At 48.0% G+C, this 16635-nt stretch carries 13 protein-coding genes; 7 read left to right on the top strand and 6 right to left on the bottom strand.

Annotated elements, in window-relative coordinates; translation table 11 throughout:
* Positions 1-22 precede the first annotated feature (22 nt).
* The 6 genes from C3B52_RS22875 to C3B52_RS22900 all read left to right on the top strand — a co-directional run bounded on the left by C3B52_RS22875 (position 23) and on the right by C3B52_RS22900 (position 5935).
* On the top strand, positions 23-1042 hold the full coding sequence (locus tag C3B52_RS22875) for a PucR family transcriptional regulator (protein WP_103108698.1): 1020 nt from the start codon (positions 23-25) through the stop codon (positions 1040-1042).
* Positions 1043-1155: 113 nt separating this feature from the next.
* Positions 1156-2271 carry an ABC transporter ATP-binding protein gene (locus C3B52_RS22880; protein WP_103108699.1) on the top strand — a complete coding sequence of 372 codons (1116 nt, stop codon included), beginning with the start codon at positions 1156-1158 and terminating at the stop codon, positions 2269-2271.
* Positions 2272-2379: 108 nt separating this feature from the next.
* Positions 2380-3153 (top strand): Cof-type HAD-IIB family hydrolase, encoded by a 774-nt coding sequence (locus C3B52_RS22885; protein WP_103108700.1) that lies wholly within the window; start codon positions 2380-2382, stop codon positions 3151-3153.
* Positions 3154-3177: 24 nt separating this feature from the next.
* Positions 3178-3810 (top strand): trimeric intracellular cation channel family protein, encoded by a 633-nt coding sequence (locus C3B52_RS22890; RefSeq protein WP_103108701.1) that lies wholly within the window; start codon positions 3178-3180, stop codon positions 3808-3810.
* 70 nt (positions 3811-3880) lie between these two features.
* Positions 3881-5290: a S8 family peptidase gene (locus C3B52_RS22895; protein WP_103108702.1), complete on the top strand. Its 1410-nt coding sequence runs from the start codon at positions 3881-3883 to the stop codon at positions 5288-5290.
* Positions 5291-5341: 51 nt separating this feature from the next.
* Positions 5342-5935 (top strand): NAD(P)H-dependent oxidoreductase, encoded by a 594-nt coding sequence (locus C3B52_RS22900; protein ID WP_103108703.1) that lies wholly within the window; start codon positions 5342-5344, stop codon positions 5933-5935.
* A 37-nt stretch (positions 5936-5972) separates the two neighbouring features.
* Here the strand turns inward: C3B52_RS22900 and C3B52_RS22905 are convergent, their stop codons facing one another.
* The 6 genes from C3B52_RS22905 to C3B52_RS22930 all read right to left on the bottom strand — a co-directional run bounded on the left by C3B52_RS22905 (position 5973) and on the right by C3B52_RS22930 (position 14311).
* The gene (locus tag C3B52_RS22905) at positions 5973-6485 is read right to left on the bottom strand and encodes a DUF3907 family protein (protein WP_103108704.1); all 513 of its coding nucleotides are present in this window, start codon (positions 6483-6485) and stop codon (positions 5973-5975) included.
* 95 nt (positions 6486-6580) lie between these two features.
* Positions 6581-7756, bottom strand: a complete 1176-nt coding sequence (locus C3B52_RS22910) for an ABC transporter permease (RefSeq protein WP_103108705.1) — start codon at positions 7754-7756, stop codon at positions 6581-6583.
* Positions 7749-8939 (bottom strand): HlyD family secretion protein, encoded by a 1191-nt coding sequence (locus tag C3B52_RS22915; protein ID WP_103108706.1) that lies wholly within the window; start codon positions 8937-8939, stop codon positions 7749-7751. The genes C3B52_RS22910 and C3B52_RS22915 overlap by 8 nt, the downstream gene beginning before the upstream one ends.
* Positions 8940-8963: 24 nt before the next feature.
* Positions 8964-9542, bottom strand: a complete 579-nt coding sequence (locus C3B52_RS22920) for a TetR/AcrR family transcriptional regulator (RefSeq protein ID WP_103108707.1) — start codon at positions 9540-9542, stop codon at positions 8964-8966.
* Positions 9543-10370: 828 nt separating this feature from the next.
* Positions 10371-13580: a BTAD domain-containing putative transcriptional regulator gene (locus C3B52_RS22925; protein ID WP_103108708.1), complete on the bottom strand. Its 3210-nt coding sequence runs from the start codon at positions 13578-13580 to the stop codon at positions 10371-10373.
* Between the two features lie 107 nt (positions 13581-13687).
* A complete protein-coding gene (locus C3B52_RS22930; RefSeq protein WP_103108709.1) occupies positions 13688-14311 on the bottom strand; it encodes a sporulation protein in 624 nt (207 codons plus the stop codon).
* Between the two features lie 218 nt (positions 14312-14529).
* Between C3B52_RS22930 and C3B52_RS22935 the strand changes: the two genes are divergently transcribed.
* A complete protein-coding gene (locus C3B52_RS22935; RefSeq protein WP_103108710.1) occupies positions 14530-16596 on the top strand; it encodes an exo-beta-N-acetylmuramidase NamZ domain-containing protein in 2067 nt (688 codons plus the stop codon).
* Positions 16597-16635 lie beyond the last annotated feature (39 nt).

The raw sequence follows: 16635 nt of genomic DNA on the forward strand, positions 1-16635 counted from the left end.
TTTTTTGGAGATGAGAGCTTCTATGGAAAATTGGACGAGAGACGTGGAGAAAATTCGTCAAGCAACCGGTCTGCCAATTGCATGCTTGCTCACCGATGCAAGTAGCTCGGATTCGTTAGAACGAGAGTATTCGCAGCGTGGCTGGGAGCTGATTGCCTACACCCAAAATCATTCCGAGAAATGGCTCGTTTTCATCGAATCGAGTAAATGGGATGGCGCTGCGCGTGCGATGCTGAATCTGTTTTTTTCCCAACCGGAACAAAAGACATCGTTCCCCGAGCAGCTGAGCTCGTGGTTACGAGGAATTGCAGCAGGGACCCATGGCCCTTCCCCAGCACATATGGAGCAGCAATGGCCCTGGCGCGGGGAGCGCGTCTGCTTTCTTCTGGAAAGATGTCGACTGGACAGCACCTTCGAGTGGACCGCTATGCAGCCGCTTTTGCATGACTTCTTTAAAAATGATGAACAGGCAAGTCCTTCACTGCTCTTTATCCCTTTGAATCACTCCTATCTTTTCCTGATCGTCCCATTGTCTATGCTGGGAAATCAAAGTGAAAAAGAGGAGTTGCTCGAGTGGGCATCAGGATTGCATGACTTAATCACAACCGAATGGATGGAAAACATCCGGATGATTGTAGGATCGCCCCTCTCCTCGTCTTCTACGTTGGACAAGGAGCTCGTACGCTTACTGTCCTTATCTCAGGCGATTGCCAGCTATCGTCCAAAAGCGATGGTTGCCGGAAGCTGGTCGTATACACTGGAGCGATGGGCAGCATCTCTAACATCCCAGGATGCCAAAATGCTTTCAGAACATATCCGCCAACTCGTCACCATTCCGCAGCTTAACACAGAGCAGCTAGAGACGTTGGAGACATTATTTTCCCGCCAATTAAATGTAAGTGATACTGCGCGCCAGCTCTTTATCCATCGAAACACGCTCTTGTACAGATTGGACAAGCTGACCGAACAAACAGGATTAGACCCGCGTCTGTTTCCCGATGCTGTGCTGCTACAGCTATTTTTGCTCTTTCGTCAGAATTAACGAAACATTTTGTACATTATTGCCATAGATCATTCTCCGTCCGACTGATACGATTCTTGTAACCAACTCAAGAACTCGCTTTCTTTCTATATTATGTCGGAGGTGCCTGCTCAATGGCAAAGGTGACGCTTTCCCACATTTACAAACGATATGGAAATAATGTAACGGCTGTTGATGATTTTCACTTGGACATCCATGACCGAGAGTTCCTCGTTCTTGTCGGTCCTTCGGGCTGTGGCAAATCTACCACACTGCGCATGATTGCCGGTCTGGAAGAAATCTCTGACGGCGACATGTACATAGGGGATCGGCGAGTCAATGACGTTGCCCCTAAAGACAGGGACATCGCCATGGTCTTTCAAAGCTATGCGCTCTACCCGCATATGAACGTCTATGAAAATATGGCATTCGGTCTGAAATTGCGCAAATTTTCAAAGTCCGAGATTGAAAAACGAATTCAGGAAGCTGCCCGTATTTTGGATATTTCTCATCTGTTAGATCGTAAGCCCAAAGCATTGTCAGGCGGTCAGCGTCAGCGTGTGGCACTGGGCAGAGCCATCGTGCGAGAGCCTCAGGTTTTCCTGATGGACGAACCGTTGTCCAATCTGGACGCCAAGCTGAGGGTTCAGATGCGCACGGAAATCTTGAAGCTACACCAGCGATTGAATACGACGATCATTTATGTTACGCATGACCAGACAGAAGCGATGACCATGGGAGATCGGATCGTAGTCATGAAGGACGGGTTTATCCAACAGGTCGCGACCCCTACCGAAATCTATAACAAGCCGGTCAACCTGTTTGTGGCGAGCTTTATCGGTTCACCTGCAATGAATTTTGTAAAAGGCACAGTTCTGGAAAAGGATGGTGTCTGCATATTTGAGGCTCCCAACATTCATATCCGTTTCCCTGAAGACAAGGCAAAGCTCGTGCGTGATCACGGGTATGTAAATAGGTCTGCCATTTTTGGAATTCGTCCAGAAGATATTTACAGTGATTCTACATTTTTGGAAGCGAACCCGTTTGAAAGCTTCCTGAATGCCGAGATCGATGTCGTGGAAAATATGGGTTCTGAGCTGTATGTTTACTTTACGAATATCGGCGATGCCCAAATGGTGGCCCGCGTCGATTCCCGTGAAGGCTTGAAGCCAAAAATGACCGTTAAGCTCGGCATGGATCTTTCCAAATGTCATCTATTTGACAGCGAGACACAGCAGGCTGTATTCTAATAGCAAAGTGAAGAGGAATGTCTTTTCCGGGCATTCCTTTTCCTATTTTTTTGTGTGAAAATGCCTGTGAGGTCATATAGAGAAAAGAAAGAGTGGAGAGGAATAGACATGAACTACAAAATCGTCTTTTTTGATATTGACGGAACGCTGCTGAATACAGAGCATGTGATTCCTGAAACAACGATCAAGGCTGTATCGCAGCTAAAGGAAAATGGCGTCAAGGTAGCAATCGCGACTGGTCGTTCGCCCTATCACTTAAAGCCGATTGCCGATGAGCTCGGGATCGACACCTTCGTCGGTTTTAACGGGTCTTATGCAATGAGTGAGGGAGCTCTGATTCACCACACCCCTGTTGCATCAGAAACGCTTGCTACGCTTGAAGGAATGGCGGATAGCAACAACCATCCAATGGTGTTCCTCAGTGCTGAAACATGCTTTGCCAATGCCAGCAACCATCCGCACGTGATGGAATCGTTCGACTCTTTGCAATTGCCACATCCTGACTTTCGACCAGGCTACTGGAAGGAAACGCCAATCTACCAAGCTTTTCTCTACTGCAGTCAGCAAGATGAGCACCCTTATATCGGTCGCTTCAATGAGGTCTCCTACATTCGCTGGCACCCACAAGTCTTGGATATCCTACCTCCAAATGGATCCAAGGCACGAGGAATTGAAGCGATCCTGCATCACTTTGGCCTCTCACCAGACCAGGCCGTAGCATTTGGCGATGGCTTAAATGATAAAGAAATGCTCTCTTACGTGGGGATGGGTGTAGCCATGGGCAATGCTCACGAAGAGCTGAAGCCGCATGCCAACATGGTCACTCGTCACGTCAATGATGGTGGAATCCATCACGGATTATTACAGCTCGGATTGATTTAGATGGAAGGACGTTGAAACAAAAACATGTCTTGGGAATGGTTTAACATCGTTGGTACGGTGGCGTTTGTCGTAAGTGGCGCCATCATTGCCATGGAAGAGGAATATGACATCTTGGGGGTAATCGTTCTCGGAATGGCTACGGCTTTCGGTGGCGGGATCATGCGCAATATCCTGCTAGGCATACCTCTTACGTCTTTTTGGAACCAAGGAACACTATTTACCATCGCTCTCGTCACTATGCTTATCGTCTTTATTCTTCCGCAAAAATATCTTCGTTACTGGGATCGATGGGGAATGTTCTTTGACGCAGTCGGACTTTCTGCTTTTGCCATCCAAGGTGCGATGTATGCGACAAAAATGAATTACCCGCTTAGCGCTACGATTGTCGCTGCTGTATTGACAGGAATTGGCGGAGGAATCATCAGAGATGTGCTCGCTGGTCGCAAGCCACTCGTTTTCAAAGAAGAAATATACGCCATGTGGGCAATGGGTGCGGGGCTTGCTGTCGGTCTCAAATGGACCACTACAGTCAACGAGCTGTACGGACTTTTTATGGCGATCGTGCTTTGCCGGATGATCTCTGTGTATCATGGCTGGAAGCTCCCTCGACGTTCACTGCGTTCAGCAAATGTTCGTCCACTTAACAATCGAATGTAAGCTTTTTCCTTCATAATCACTCTCTCCATGTGCAGGCTATATCCATAAGCACTGGAGGGAGTGAATTTTTTTGCGTGTCTTGCCCACGTTAGCTGTTGCCATCGCCTTGGTCGGACTTGTTGTTGTTCCTTATCGAATGCATCAGAATGCCGAGCAGGAAATGCGCGAGCCTCATCCCAAAGTCACTTCGATAGGGGCGAGTATTCCACGTATCAACTATATCGAGCAAGTCAAAGACATACGTCGTAGCTTAGAAGGAAAAAGCCATATTCAGACTCTCCACCATAACCCACGTGATCGCAGTCATTATGTGGAGCATGAAGTAGTTGTGCGCTTCTCCCCCAGACCGGATCAAAAAAAGATTGATGCTCTGGTAGCTTCCCTCGACGCTAAGATCAAACGCGATTTTGATAAATTTTTGATCATTAAGTCACGCAGCCTGACCACCAAGCAATTAATGAAAAAGCTGGCAGAGCATCCTGACTCTGCTTACGCTGAACCCAATTACCTGTTGCTGCCAAACAGAAAGCCTAACGATACGTATTACACCGAGTATCAGTGGAACTTGCCGCTCATCGGGATGGAAAAGAGCTGGGACATCAGCGAAGGCAGCAGTGATGTCATCGTCGCTGTTGTAGATACAGGCGTAGACATGAACCATCCGGAATTTGCCGGAAAGCTCGTTGAAGGCTATAACGTTCTCGAAGACAATAATAAGCCTCAGGACGACAATGGACACGGTACTCACGTCTCGGGTGTTATCGCTGCCAAGACCAATAACAAGGACGGAATAGCCGGGATGACCTGGAAAAGTAAGCTGATGCCAGTCAAAGCGATTGGTGCTGACGGCTCAGGCTCTGCTGTAGACATTGCCCAAGGCATCTATTGGGCAACGGACCATGGAGCGGATGTGATCAACCTCAGTGTCGGCAATTACACCTCTTCTGCTGCGCTCAAGGAAGCGTGCCAGTATGCCTTCCAAAAAAATGTGGTTCTGGTTGCCGCCTCAGGAAATGACGCCAGCGATCAACCGAGTTATCCCGCTGCATATGACGAAGTCCTCTCCGTTGCGGCTGTCGACCATCGAAAAGAGCGTGCCGACTTTTCCAATTTTGGCGAGCACGTCGATGTCTCCGCCCCTGGAGTAGATATTCCCAGCACCTATATCTACAGTGATTACGCCTCCTTGTCAGGCACCTCGATGGCTTGCCCGCATGTAGCTGCATTAGCTGCACTGGTTCGCTCCGTTCAACCCGACATGAAAAATCGTGATGTGATGGACGTCATCCGCAAATCAGCTGTTGACCTCGGCCCCCCTGGTCACGATCAGCTATACGGCTACGGAATGATCGACGTCAATCAGACATTGCGGCAGCTGCGTCCGGTTGAGCCTGCGCAAACTGAACAGCCTCCGCAGCACCAAACCGTGGGTGGCCTGTTCCATAAATTTTTGTTGCGTCTTCGAGCTGGATTTCAATAAACCTGTGAGGTTAAGCCTTTCCCAACATATTTTCAATTAGGAGGATCGAATATGAAAGCATGTATTGTTTTTGCCCAAGAAGGAACGGAAAGCTTTTGTCATGGTATCCTCTCTCGTGTAACTCAAGCGCTGGACAAGCAGCAAATCACTTATGAGGTACGCAATCTGTACCAAATGAACTTCCAACCCGTGTTCAATGCAGAGGACATGCAGCGTGTCGAGCAGGGGACGGTTTCTGCTGATATCGCATCCGAGCAGACGATTATTACCGATGCGGATCTGCTGGTCATGATTTACCCCGTGTGGTGGTGGTCCGCTCCCGCTATCCTCAAGGGCTATATTGATCGTGTTTTTACCAATGGCTTTGCCTTTCGCTATGAGGCAGATGGTCCAGTCGGTCTTTTGACCAATAAGCATGCCATCGTGATTACAACCACAAGGGAATCTGCAGAGACGATGTCAGCAACCGGTCTCGACTCTGTTGTCAGCAAGCAGATTGTGGATGGCACGCTGCAGATGATTGGCTATGACGTCACCTATCAAAACTTTGCAGCGGTACCGTATGTCGACGATGCAGCGCGTGAGAATATGCTTGCCCAGGTCGATCGTCTAGTGTCTACCGTCCGTCAGCCTGTTGGCGTATAAAAACTGGATCGTCCGCGCAGAAAAAAAGCACAGGCATTTACGCCTGTGCTCGTTCATTTTGCATCCGTTTTTTTGTAATGTAGTCTGTTTCGTAGTATTGCAGATCATCACGCATTTGTTCAAACACTCTAGATAAGGAAAGGGTCAATTGTTGTAATTCAGGGGTTACCTGCTTACGGAAAATGATTGCATCTTGACCGGTATAAGAATAACGCCCGTCCTCATCATAGACCTCGCCTTTGGGATAATAGAAGTTATTGATACAGGTATGATACACCTGATACAGTACTTCCTCGGCAAACTCCTCGTTAAATCGTGCTCGGCGAAGGGATACCCCCAGCCTGTCGTACGCATTCTCACAGTAGACCAGCAAATGGCGCAGGTCAGAAAGGTAGTTGCGGTAGTAGGATTCAAACTCTTCCGGATCACCGGATGCAGAAACCAGACTTGATAATGTTACCTGGTTCAAATAACGTTCCACTTCCATGCTAACCCTTTTCAACTTGGTATACGTCTCTTCACACAATTGTTTCAGATGAGTCGCTGACATAATGTCCCCCTAGCGTTGAAGAATCTGCCTTTTTTTAAATAAGTATAAAGGAAAGATTCTTTATAACACAAGCGTTTCTTTTACGCAAAAATTACCTATGCACTTGGGGAGTCACTTGTTTTTACCGATTTTTTCCGTGTTTGGGCAAGGTAAATGACATAGGCTGTGAACAAGCCAACCAGCGTCATAAAGCCTAAAGCAGCGAGGTCATTACTCACATAGGACAAGCCGTGTCCCTTGGTCAAAATTTCCCTGACGCCATCCAAAAAATAAGTCAGTGGCAAAGATTTCCCGATCGCAGCAATCACTGTTGGCATCGACATGAACGGCCATGTAAAGCCCGAGAGCATAAACGACGGTACTGCAATCATCATCGCAATTTGCGTAGCCTGAAGCTGATCGCTGGAGAAAAACGAGATCATGTATCCAATGGATAAAACAGCGAGATTAAATGCACTCGCAACGATCATCAAGTCAACCGTGCTTCCGTAATAAGGGATGCCGAAGCCTTTTAACAGCAGGGTGAAGCCGAGGAACATATTGAGTGTCCCTGCCAGGAAGTAAGGGAGCAATTTGCTCAGCGTGATGGCGAAAAAGCTGTTCGTGGCCATCGTTTTCTTCCAGGTACCCGCTTCTTTTTGCTGTGTTACTGAAAGGGCAACTCCCAGGAACAAAACCTGCTGCAGCACCGTCCCAGCCAGTCCAAATACCATAAAGGACAGGTAGCTGAACGTCGGATTGTACAAGACCCGATAGCGATAGTCAATCCCGGTAAAAAGGTTCTTCCCTTCATCGCCCCAGCTGCCTTTTGCCTCCAGCTTCTTCAATGTAGCACCAGCGGAAACCGTTTTGACTACCGTGCTTGCTGCTCTGACAGCGGTATTGGAAATCATCATGTTACTGCCGTCAATTACGGTAAGTACCTCAGCTTCACGCCCAGCCTTTACATTTTGTTCCAGACTCGGCGGGATGATGAGAGCGACATTTGCCTCCCCTTTGTCCACAAGCTGCATCGCTTCTTCCTCGGTACCTACAACCGAATTGATCCGAAATGTCTTGTCGACCTCAAAGGCTCGATACAGCTCTCGGCTTAATTCACTCTGATCTGCATCCACGAGAACGGTCGGAATTTCCATTACTTTTTTCTCACTGTACAGAAAGCCGAACATCGTCAAATAAATCAGTGGAACAATGAAGACGACGTTACGAATTGTTTTATTGGTAAAAAGATTTCTCCATTCCTGCCAAAAAAGTTCGGGAAATTTACTCACCACGACCAGCCCCTTCGATCTTCCACTCCACAGTCAATCCAGGGCGCAATTCTGCGTCAGTGACGAGCAGTTTTACCTGGAAGGAACGAATATCACGATCGCCGAGCTCTTGTGTTGCTTTTTTCACGGCAAAATCTGCAGCTGGTGCGATCGTCGCAATTTTTGCATCTACTTCCCGTTTCAACGCTGGTACATACAGCTTCACCATATCACCAGACTTAATGTTTGCGAGTGTATACTCGTTCACGTACAGCTTCACATAGTTGTCTGCTTTGGTTTGAATGGTCACGACGGTGAAGCCTTGTGCCACCAGCTCACCTTTTTGTACTGATACGGATTTGACGATTCCGTCTACAGGCGCAGTCAGCTTCGTGTTGTTCAAGTATGCTTCGATCTCTGACAAAGCTCCTTTTGCTTGCTGTACACCTGCTTCTGCAGATTTCACGTCCAATTGCTTCAGTCCAACCTGACCACGACCTGCTACCGCTTGATCATAAGCTGCTTTTGCCTGGTCCAGCTGAGCCTGTGAAGCATCGATTTGCTCACGGCGAGAGCCCGATTGAGCCATTTTCAACTGTTCGTCAGCAGCTTTCAGCTCTGCTGCCGCTTTGTCAGCCTGCATTTTCGCTTCTTCTACCTTAACTTGGGGTACTGCCCCTTCAACCAACAGCTTCTGCATCCGATCCAGATTTGTGGCTGCAATTTGATTGGAGGTTTGTGCAGCCGAAAGCTTTGCTTTGAGCTGAGCTATTTCCTCTGCGCGCGCACCGTTTTTATTCGCATCGAGCTGTGCCTTGGCAGAATTGACTACCGCTTGTGCCTGATCCACTTGAGCACTGCTTGAGCTGTCTGTTAACGAAACGCCTTTTTTCGCCTGCTCCAGCCTTACTTGTGCGAGGTGGTACGCAGCTTCGGCCTGCTCTTTTTTCGCAAGCAGCTCTTCACTATTAAGTGTCGCCACGAGCTGACCAGCCTTCACTTCATCTCCGTCCGCTATGGCAAGCTGCTCGATCGAACCACCCATTTTAAATGACAGGTCCACCTCTGTTCCCTCGATGACTCCTGCGATTTGTGTACTATCCTTTCCCGTTACACTCCCTATTCCCGGTCCAAACAAAAACGTTCCAAGTACTGTAATGCCGACTGCAAAGCCAGCCACCCCGATCCAAGCGCGTTTGTTCATCGTTCATTCTCCTCTATTTCTCTATTATCTCGTTTGCAGTATTCCTGCTAGTAAATACTTCAAAGTATTTCTGCCTGCTTCGGTGCTTACAGGCTCTTTGCGGAACTGTTTGCGAAGTACAGTAAAACCAATCATTCCGAACAAGGCAGATGCCGCCGTACGAATCTCCACATCCGCTTTGATATAGCCTTGTTTTTGCAATTCAGTCATATAAGCTTCCATCGTGGTAAAGTAACCGGTCAAAAGCTTACCTACCATCTGGTCACGCTGCTCATCTCCCGTGAAAAAGCTCAGCAGAAGAAAGCATAGTTCCTGGTTTTCGGAAAAGAAGCGAAGATGCTCATCCAGCACATTTATCATGCGATCCTCAAGGGACAGCTCATTCTTTTGCATCGCGGTATCTACATGGTAAATCAGCATATTCACGCCTTTTTCGATGACGTAGAGAAACAGCTCTTCTTTTGTGGAAAAGTGGTAATAGAGTGTTCCCTTCGCTACCTGAGCCATTTCGGCAATCGAATCCATCGAGGTTTCGCTAAATCCAAACTGGGCAAAAGCCCGCAGTGCTCCCTGTGCGATTTGATCTTTTTTCGATGAGGCCATCACTTCCATCCCCTTTTTTGTTTTTGAACTGACTGGTCAGTACAAAAAATAGTTTATGTGTCCTTCCTAGTTTTGTCAAGTGGTCAAAAATAATGAGCTGATCTCTGCTAAGTTCCACTGCTTCTGTTTTTCGTGGCTACAGTGGTGGGGAGGAAACAGGAGAAAACGCTCAAGGTTCTTGGGCCTCTAGCGGGGAGGGACACTGTCCGCTTACGGAGAAAAAGGGAAACCGCGTCCAAAGTGGCCTTCACAAGGATGATTGTTCAGAGGTGGACGCTTAAGGGCGTGTTTCCCTTTTTCCCCTCCAGCTTGGCAGAGTACCAAAGACCTTCGCTGTTTTCTCCTGTTTCCTCTGCCAGCTGTACAGATATTCGAAGCGTTAAAGAACATAGCTTTTCAATCATGGATGGAAGTTTGGATTAGAGAGGACAGAGAAGCATTATTAAGGCTATAGAAATCGAGCAGTTCACTTCAAAAAATTGAGGCGCCCTTTGGGATAGCAATCAAATTTTTTTAAAGGGAATTTTTGATTCGTCCCAAAAAATAAGCTGCTGATGAGGAAAGAGGAGAAATAAGCGAGAGCTCTTTGGGATACCAACCGAGGCGCAGAGGAAAAAACGAAACACGCCTTTAAGCGTCCACCTCTGAGAGCCCCCTTGAAACATCTACTTTGGACGCGGTTTCGTTTTTTCCTCGGAGCTGGGCTCGGACACTCCCAGCTGGTATCCCAAGAAGCTGGAGCGTTTTCTCCTCTTTCCTCTTCTCCACCAAACGCCACGATCAAGTATTCAGGGGAAAAATAAAAGACCGCTGCAAGAGCGGTCTGACTTAGCTTCCCACGATTTGGCGATACGTGTCTTGTGTTGCAGACATCGGCTGTACACCAAGCTGTTCCTTTAATTTTGCGACGCATTTTTCATACCAGCGTATCGCTTGTGTCCGATTGTTCAATTGAAAATAAGCAATCATCAACAGTCGATATGCCTCTTCCCAGCAATCGTCGACACGTAAGATGGACTCGCACCAGCGAATGGCGCTCTCCACCTGATTGCCCTCTAGCCTGCTTTTTGCCAAGCGTTCTGCCCCACGCAGAAACAACGCTTGCAGTCGTTCTCTCTCCTCGACACACCAATCCTCGTAGCGGCACTCTGGCATGTAATCGCCCTGATAGTAGCTGAGCCCTTTTTCCAGCAACGCCTCCGCCTGCTCGTTGGTTGCTTCAGATAATCCAAGAGTGACCAGCTTTTCAAACTCTTCCACATCGATATGGTACCCGGAGGCCAGATTGAATCCATACGAGCTGCCATGCCGCTGGATGAAAAAAGTATCCGCGCGTGCAGCACGGTCAGGCTCAAGCGCCTTATTAAGGGCATTTAGTGCCACTTTAAAATCGCGTAGCGCAGATTCTTCGTCTGCTTCCGGCCACAGGCTGTTCATGATTTCCTCTCGTGTTAGCAAATGCTGTCGCTTGGTCAAGAGCAGTTGAAACAACAATTTGGCCGTCCCTCTCTGCCAAGCTTTTTCACTTAGCTCCCGTTCTCCCAGCCATACGCGAAATTTGCCCATCGTTTGTATGCGCAGTGTGTACCCCGGATGAAACGTCACATTTTGCAGCCCCAAATCATTTAAGAGCTGGGATACGTAATCCGGAAATACTTGCCGGCGCTCTGCTTCAAGGAGTACAGGCATCAGCTGTTGAACATCCTGGGGAGTAAGCATCGTCGGGCGTTGCAGCAAAAAATGATACTCGCCAGACTGCATCAGTGACATTGCCTGCGTCACAGCAGGTACGAACGCGTCCCATTGCTTGTTTCGATACGCCAAATAACTGAGCCACAGCTGGCAAATCGCTACGCTATAGCTGTCTCCGCAATGACTGAGCCGCTCTGCACAATCCTCAATCGTGCTTTGCGCTTCCGCCTCTTTCCCATAGGTAGCATAGGCAATGCCGATTGCGAGTCTGACGAGACTACCCAGCCAATCATCGCGCATAGCCTCCGTCTCTTTTATCCCTCTTCGTCCGTACTGAAGGGCTTGCTCCAATGATTTTTCGCGTGCATATAACAGTGTCAGCCCCAGTAGTGTCTCGGACTTTCCACGCGTAGACTGCAGCTCCTCCATAATCCGCAAGCCTTTTTCATACAGTCTGCGAATTTCTTCGGTGGGCAATGCTTGACTGATGAGTGCTGCATGTGCTTTTCGGACATACCCATTTGCCTCAACAAACGGTGAATCCGCCGCCCTCCCTAACTGAATTGCCGTTTCTGCAGCCTGCATGCCTCGCTCCCACTCACCGTTCAAGGCATAGACAAAAGAAAGCAGCAGAGAGGTTTCCCGGTACGATCTCGTCAAAGGCGGCTGCTTCGTCTCCTCTGTGCGCCATTTCGTCTCTAATAACTGAATCGATGACTGCAAACGGCCTGTTCGAAAAAGCAGACGCGATTCCAGTTCAACTTCTGTTTCCTGCTCTAGCTCTTGGCTGCGTCGGTACCATTCAGCTGCTTGCTTGGCATCTCCACGATTTGTGTAAATTTCGGCTAGCAAACGGTAGAGACGAGGTGCCATTTCGCTTGACTGTTCAATCGGCGGCAGCAGCTGAATCGCCCGCTTCAACAATTCCTCGGCACGAACGCCCTGCACGCTGTCTAAATGAACTCTTGCCATTCCCTCAAGTCCACGGCATTGTCCAATTTGATCCTGCTTTTGTTCACAAAGCGCAAGAAAATGCTCGTATGATCCAAACGCTTTGAAATAAATACAGCGATAACGTTCCACTTCCCCCTGGTAGAACCAAAGCCAATACTCTTTCTCTTTGACTGTGTCCGGCAAAATGGTTACCCAATGATACAAAAAGTCCAGTCTACCCGCCGTCAACAGCCGTTCTGCTGCCTGATATAGCCACTCTGCGAGTACCTCCCATTGCTCGATCAGTCGCAAACGTTCAAAAGCCTTGTCCTCTTCTCCCCTGCGGCGATGCCAAATGGCAGCTTCCATGTTGACTCGGATATACGTGTCTTTCTGCCCAGCAAGCTTACTGGACAGAAGCCGTTGAAACAGGGGGTGAAACGAGTACACACCCATGCTGTTTACAGTCAGAAACAAGTTGCTGCGCTGTGCTTCCGTAAGCAGTTCTGTACCGCGCTCCCCGAGAACCTGCTGGCAATCCTCTTTGCCAAAAGCTTCGAGAACGGCAGCTTCGACTAAAAACTGCTTCATCGGTTCATCCAGTCCGAGCCATACCTCTGCTTCCAGTAAATGCAGCACAGATGATAAATCACGCAAGCTATCGGATACAGACATCCCACGCATGATTCGTTCCCCAAAGGAACGTAATGCAGTGATCCACCCTGCGGAAACCTGATCGATTCGCTCCCACTCATCCGGTGTCAAGGTGACGTCATATTGATCCAAAAAGAGAGCTTCACATTCTTCCCGCGTAAATGTGAGGTCTTCTGCTGTCAGCTCTACACATTCCCCCCGAACTGACCATACTTCCAGCTCTGGCCAGTCTGGGCGAATACGCGATAGCAAAATCAGTTTCATTTGTGGTGGCAGCTGCCCCGCTAATTTTTGAACAAAACAATCTACTTCGCTGCCTTTGGGGATATGGTGATAATCATCCACCAATAGCAGCTGTTCCTTTTCAATAAGCAAACACTCTCTAATGAATAACTCCACCATGCTCATCCAGTCCAACGGATGCTCTTCTTCATTAGCCTCACCTGATGCAGCGACCCGATCCAATATGACTTGACCAAAAAGCGGATGAAGCCTCCGTACGCTCTCTACCAGACCCTGCAAAAATTGTGGAAGTCCTTTATCTTTTGCCCGAATAAAATACCAGCTGGCTTCCAAACCCGCATCGTACAAGAAGGTCGCCAGGGCAGTCGTTTTTCCGTAGCCTGTTGCTGCGTGAACGAGGCACAGCGGAGCATGATGTAATAAGCGCAGCTTCTTCGCAAGGGCCGGTCTACGTAATACATATGGCTTTTGCCTCGGCGGTGTAATTTGAGAAATGGAAACATGAGATGATTTCATGACTTGCACTCCTTGCCGTTCTCCTCTACTCTCTTTTGACTATTTCCCCATTTCTGTTTATTTTCCTGCACGCAAAAAACCCACCCGGGTATCCAGGTGGATTCGTTTTAATCAACAAGGTTTACGCCTTTAACCGTATAACCGACATCGTTGATCAGCACTTGGAACTCTTCATCACTCACCTGCTCGCCTCGAACAATCCGCGAGTGAAGGTCCGCAACTTTATCGTAGATCGCTCGGTTTGTAGAGACGTACATCGTATTAAAGCGTGATTCCGTTTGCAGCCGGGGGCGCATTCTGTCCACCACACGTTTTTGCAGGTTATCAGTGTGCCCATTGTCTACACGGATAATTTTCCCAGGAGTATACGGGATCGACGGCCGCGGATTGACCTGATCTACTTTGGGTGTATCAATCGGCAGTACTCCCACCAGCAGTGAATCTTTATAAGCAAGTACTTTGATGTCTACAACGCCTGGGATTTTCTCAGCATGGCGTTCCAAAAGTCCAACGAGATGAGGCTCTCGTTTGTGAACCATTTTTTGGCTAATCATGGCTGCCGGCCCTTTATCTCGTCCTGCATTGTCATTTTGGTAATTAATTCCGTAAGCTTCGAACTTGGCTTGATTGCCGTTCATATCTTCCGTACCCTGCTCCTTGTTGGGTGAACAGCCCGTAAGCATAGCGGCTACTAGTACGGATACGGATATCCCTAATCCGATTGGTTTCATAAAAACCCCTCCTTGCACTTATTTTGATGTGCAAGAGGTATTCTTACTCAAGGAATCTACGCCCTAAATTTTAATAAAATGCCGCCATAACAAGCACAAGTAATACTTAACACCCCTACCTTTCGAACTAATTTCAAATAGTTACAAAAATGAAACCATATTCCTTCAAAAAACCGTTACAATAGACATGCAACGACATTTGAAAGAGGCGGAGAAACATGAAGAAATTAATTCCTTTTCTTATTCTGGCACTTATTTTAAGTATGATTCCACAAGGTGGGAGTTCCGCCAACACCGCTGCCATTCAATTAGGAAGTGATATTCTCTTTGATCAATTCCATCAACAGATTGAAGGCAAAAGAGTGGGGCTCGTTACCAACCAGACTGGCGTCAACAGTCAAGGTATGAGCACAATCGACATGTTGCGTAGAGATCGGACGGTCAAGCTTGCTGCACTGTTCGCTCCCGAGTATGGATTGGATGGAAAAACCCCTGCAGAAAAACAGGTAACGAGCTATGTTCATCCTGTATATGGTATCCCGGTCTACGGTTTGTTCGGTTCGACACGGATGCCTACGAAAGAAATGCTCGCAGACGTGGATGTTCTTCTTATAGACTTGCAGGATGTCGGTTCACGTACATACACCTACATCTCTACCTTGCAGTATACAATGACAGCAGCAAAGCAGGAGAATAAAAAAATCATCGTTCTCGATCGCCCGAATCCTGTCGGGGGTACGATCGTGGATGGGCCCGTACTCGAAGCACCCTATCGCTCCTTTATCGGAGTAGACACGATTCCGCTGGCACACGGAATGACGATTGGCGAGTTGTCATTGTTTTTTAATCGGAACATAGGAGTCGACCTTACTGTCATACCGATGTACGGATATACGCGAAGTATGATTTTCCACGATACAGGCCTTACGTGGGTCCAAAGCTCTCCCCACATCCCTGATCTTACCTCCGTCTTTGGCTACATGGCCACCGGCTTGGGAGAAGGCACGGGAATCAAGCAGGCTGATAATTTTACATGGATTGGCGGAGAAGGTATCGATTCTGTCAAGTACGCTGATTTGCTAAACGGCAGCTTGCTGCCCGGTGTCGTATTCTTGCCAGAGAACAAGGATTCCTTGGGCGGTGTTCGACTGCAAATCACTGAGCCACGATTGTTTAATCCAGCAAAAACGGGCATCTATGCTTTGACGTATGCCAGAGCTCTGAATCATTTTCCGGTTCCGAAAAGTACAGATAAAGAAATCGCCTTGTTTGACAAAGTCATGGGCACAAACAAAATTGGTCAGTATTTGGAGCAAGGTCGCACTCCCCAAGAGGTGGAAGCTTCTTATGCAGAACAAGTCAAGCAATTTAAAGAATTACGCAAAGCTTATCTGATTTATGGGGAGGAGCCGTTCCATCCTACGTCCGTCATCCATAGCAAACCAGTTGTTCCAACAGCTCCTGTAACAGAGAAACCTACAGCGCCGCCAACTGGAGCTACGGGTACAGCAAAACCGCCGGTAACGAAACCACCGCTACCTAGCACAACAGGAACAAATGGCACAGCGGTTCAACCACCAGCCAAACCGCCTGCGCCCGTACAAAAGCCAGCGTCTGTGACAAATCCGAACGACAAAGTGGCTTATCTGACCTTTGATGATGGTCCGTCTCCAATCACGCCACTGGTTTTGGACATACTAAAGAAAAATGAAGTAAAGGCTACGTTCTTTATCGTTGGAAGTCATGTGCCTGGAAATGAAGCAATCCTCAAACGGGCAATCAGTGAGGGTCATGCAGTCGGCGGTCATACGTACTCCCATGATTACCGAGTTCTGTACAAGAGCAGGGACGCTTTTTTCGCTGATTTGGAAAAAGGGAATCAATTGATCGAAAAAGCCACAGGTATAAAGCCTACTGTCTTCCGTTATCCTGGTGGCAGCACCAATACAGTCAGTCTGAAATATCAGGATCCAAAGCTGTATAACAAGCAACAAACCGTGATGAGTGCGATCAAAACTGAATCTAACAAACGCGGATACATCTTCATTGACTGGAATGTAACCAATGGCGATGCGCGGAGCAGCCACTATACAGCGGCAGGAGCACTTGCCAATATCAAACAGCAAGTGAAGTCTCAAAAGGAAATCGTCATTCTCATGCATGATGCAAGCACCAAGGCAGCTACAGCCCAAGCTCTGCCTGAGGTCATCACCTTCTTGAAGGGAAAAGGGTATCGATTTGAAATCATTACCTCTGAGCACCCGACGATTTCTACTGTTAAGTAAATCTAAACACTAAAAGCCCGCTCGTGGTCGCTTCGACCG

The organism is Brevibacillus reuszeri (assembly GCF_002897295.1).
Classification (GTDB): Bacteria; Bacillota; Bacilli; order Brevibacillales; family Brevibacillaceae; genus Brevibacillus; species Brevibacillus reuszeri_A.

Excerpts from the sequence above, each read along its gene's own strand:
- C3B52_RS22875 (WP_103108698.1), top strand. The coding sequence starts at position 23 with ATGGAAAATTGGACGAGAGACGTGGAGAAAATTCGTCAAGCAACCGGT.
- C3B52_RS22880 (WP_103108699.1), top strand. The coding sequence starts at position 1,156 with ATGGCAAAGGTGACGCTTTCCCACATTTACAAACGATATGGAAATAAT.
- C3B52_RS22885 (WP_103108700.1), top strand. The coding sequence starts at position 2,380 with ATGAACTACAAAATCGTCTTTTTTGATATTGACGGAACGCTGCTGAAT.
- C3B52_RS22890 (WP_103108701.1), top strand. The coding sequence starts at position 3,178 with ATGTCTTGGGAATGGTTTAACATCGTTGGTACGGTGGCGTTTGTCGTA.
- C3B52_RS22900 (WP_103108703.1), top strand. The coding sequence starts at position 5,342 with ATGAAAGCATGTATTGTTTTTGCCCAAGAAGGAACGGAAAGCTTTTGT.
- C3B52_RS22905 (WP_103108704.1), bottom strand. The coding sequence starts at position 6,485 with ATGTCAGCGACTCATCTGAAACAATTGTGTGAAGAGACGTATACCAAG.
- C3B52_RS22915 (WP_103108706.1), bottom strand. The coding sequence starts at position 8,939 with ATGAACAAACGCGCTTGGATCGGGGTGGCTGGCTTTGCAGTCGGCATT.
- C3B52_RS22920 (WP_103108707.1), bottom strand. The coding sequence starts at position 9,542 with ATGGCCTCATCGAAAAAAGATCAAATCGCACAGGGAGCACTGCGGGCT.
- C3B52_RS22925 (WP_103108708.1), bottom strand. The coding sequence starts at position 13,580 with ATGAAATCATCTCATGTTTCCATTTCTCAAATTACACCGCCGAGGCAA.
- C3B52_RS22930 (WP_103108709.1), bottom strand. The coding sequence starts at position 14,311 with ATGAAACCAATCGGATTAGGGATATCCGTATCCGTACTAGTAGCCGCT.
- C3B52_RS22935 (WP_103108710.1), top strand. The coding sequence starts at position 14,530 with ATGAAGAAATTAATTCCTTTTCTTATTCTGGCACTTATTTTAAGTATG.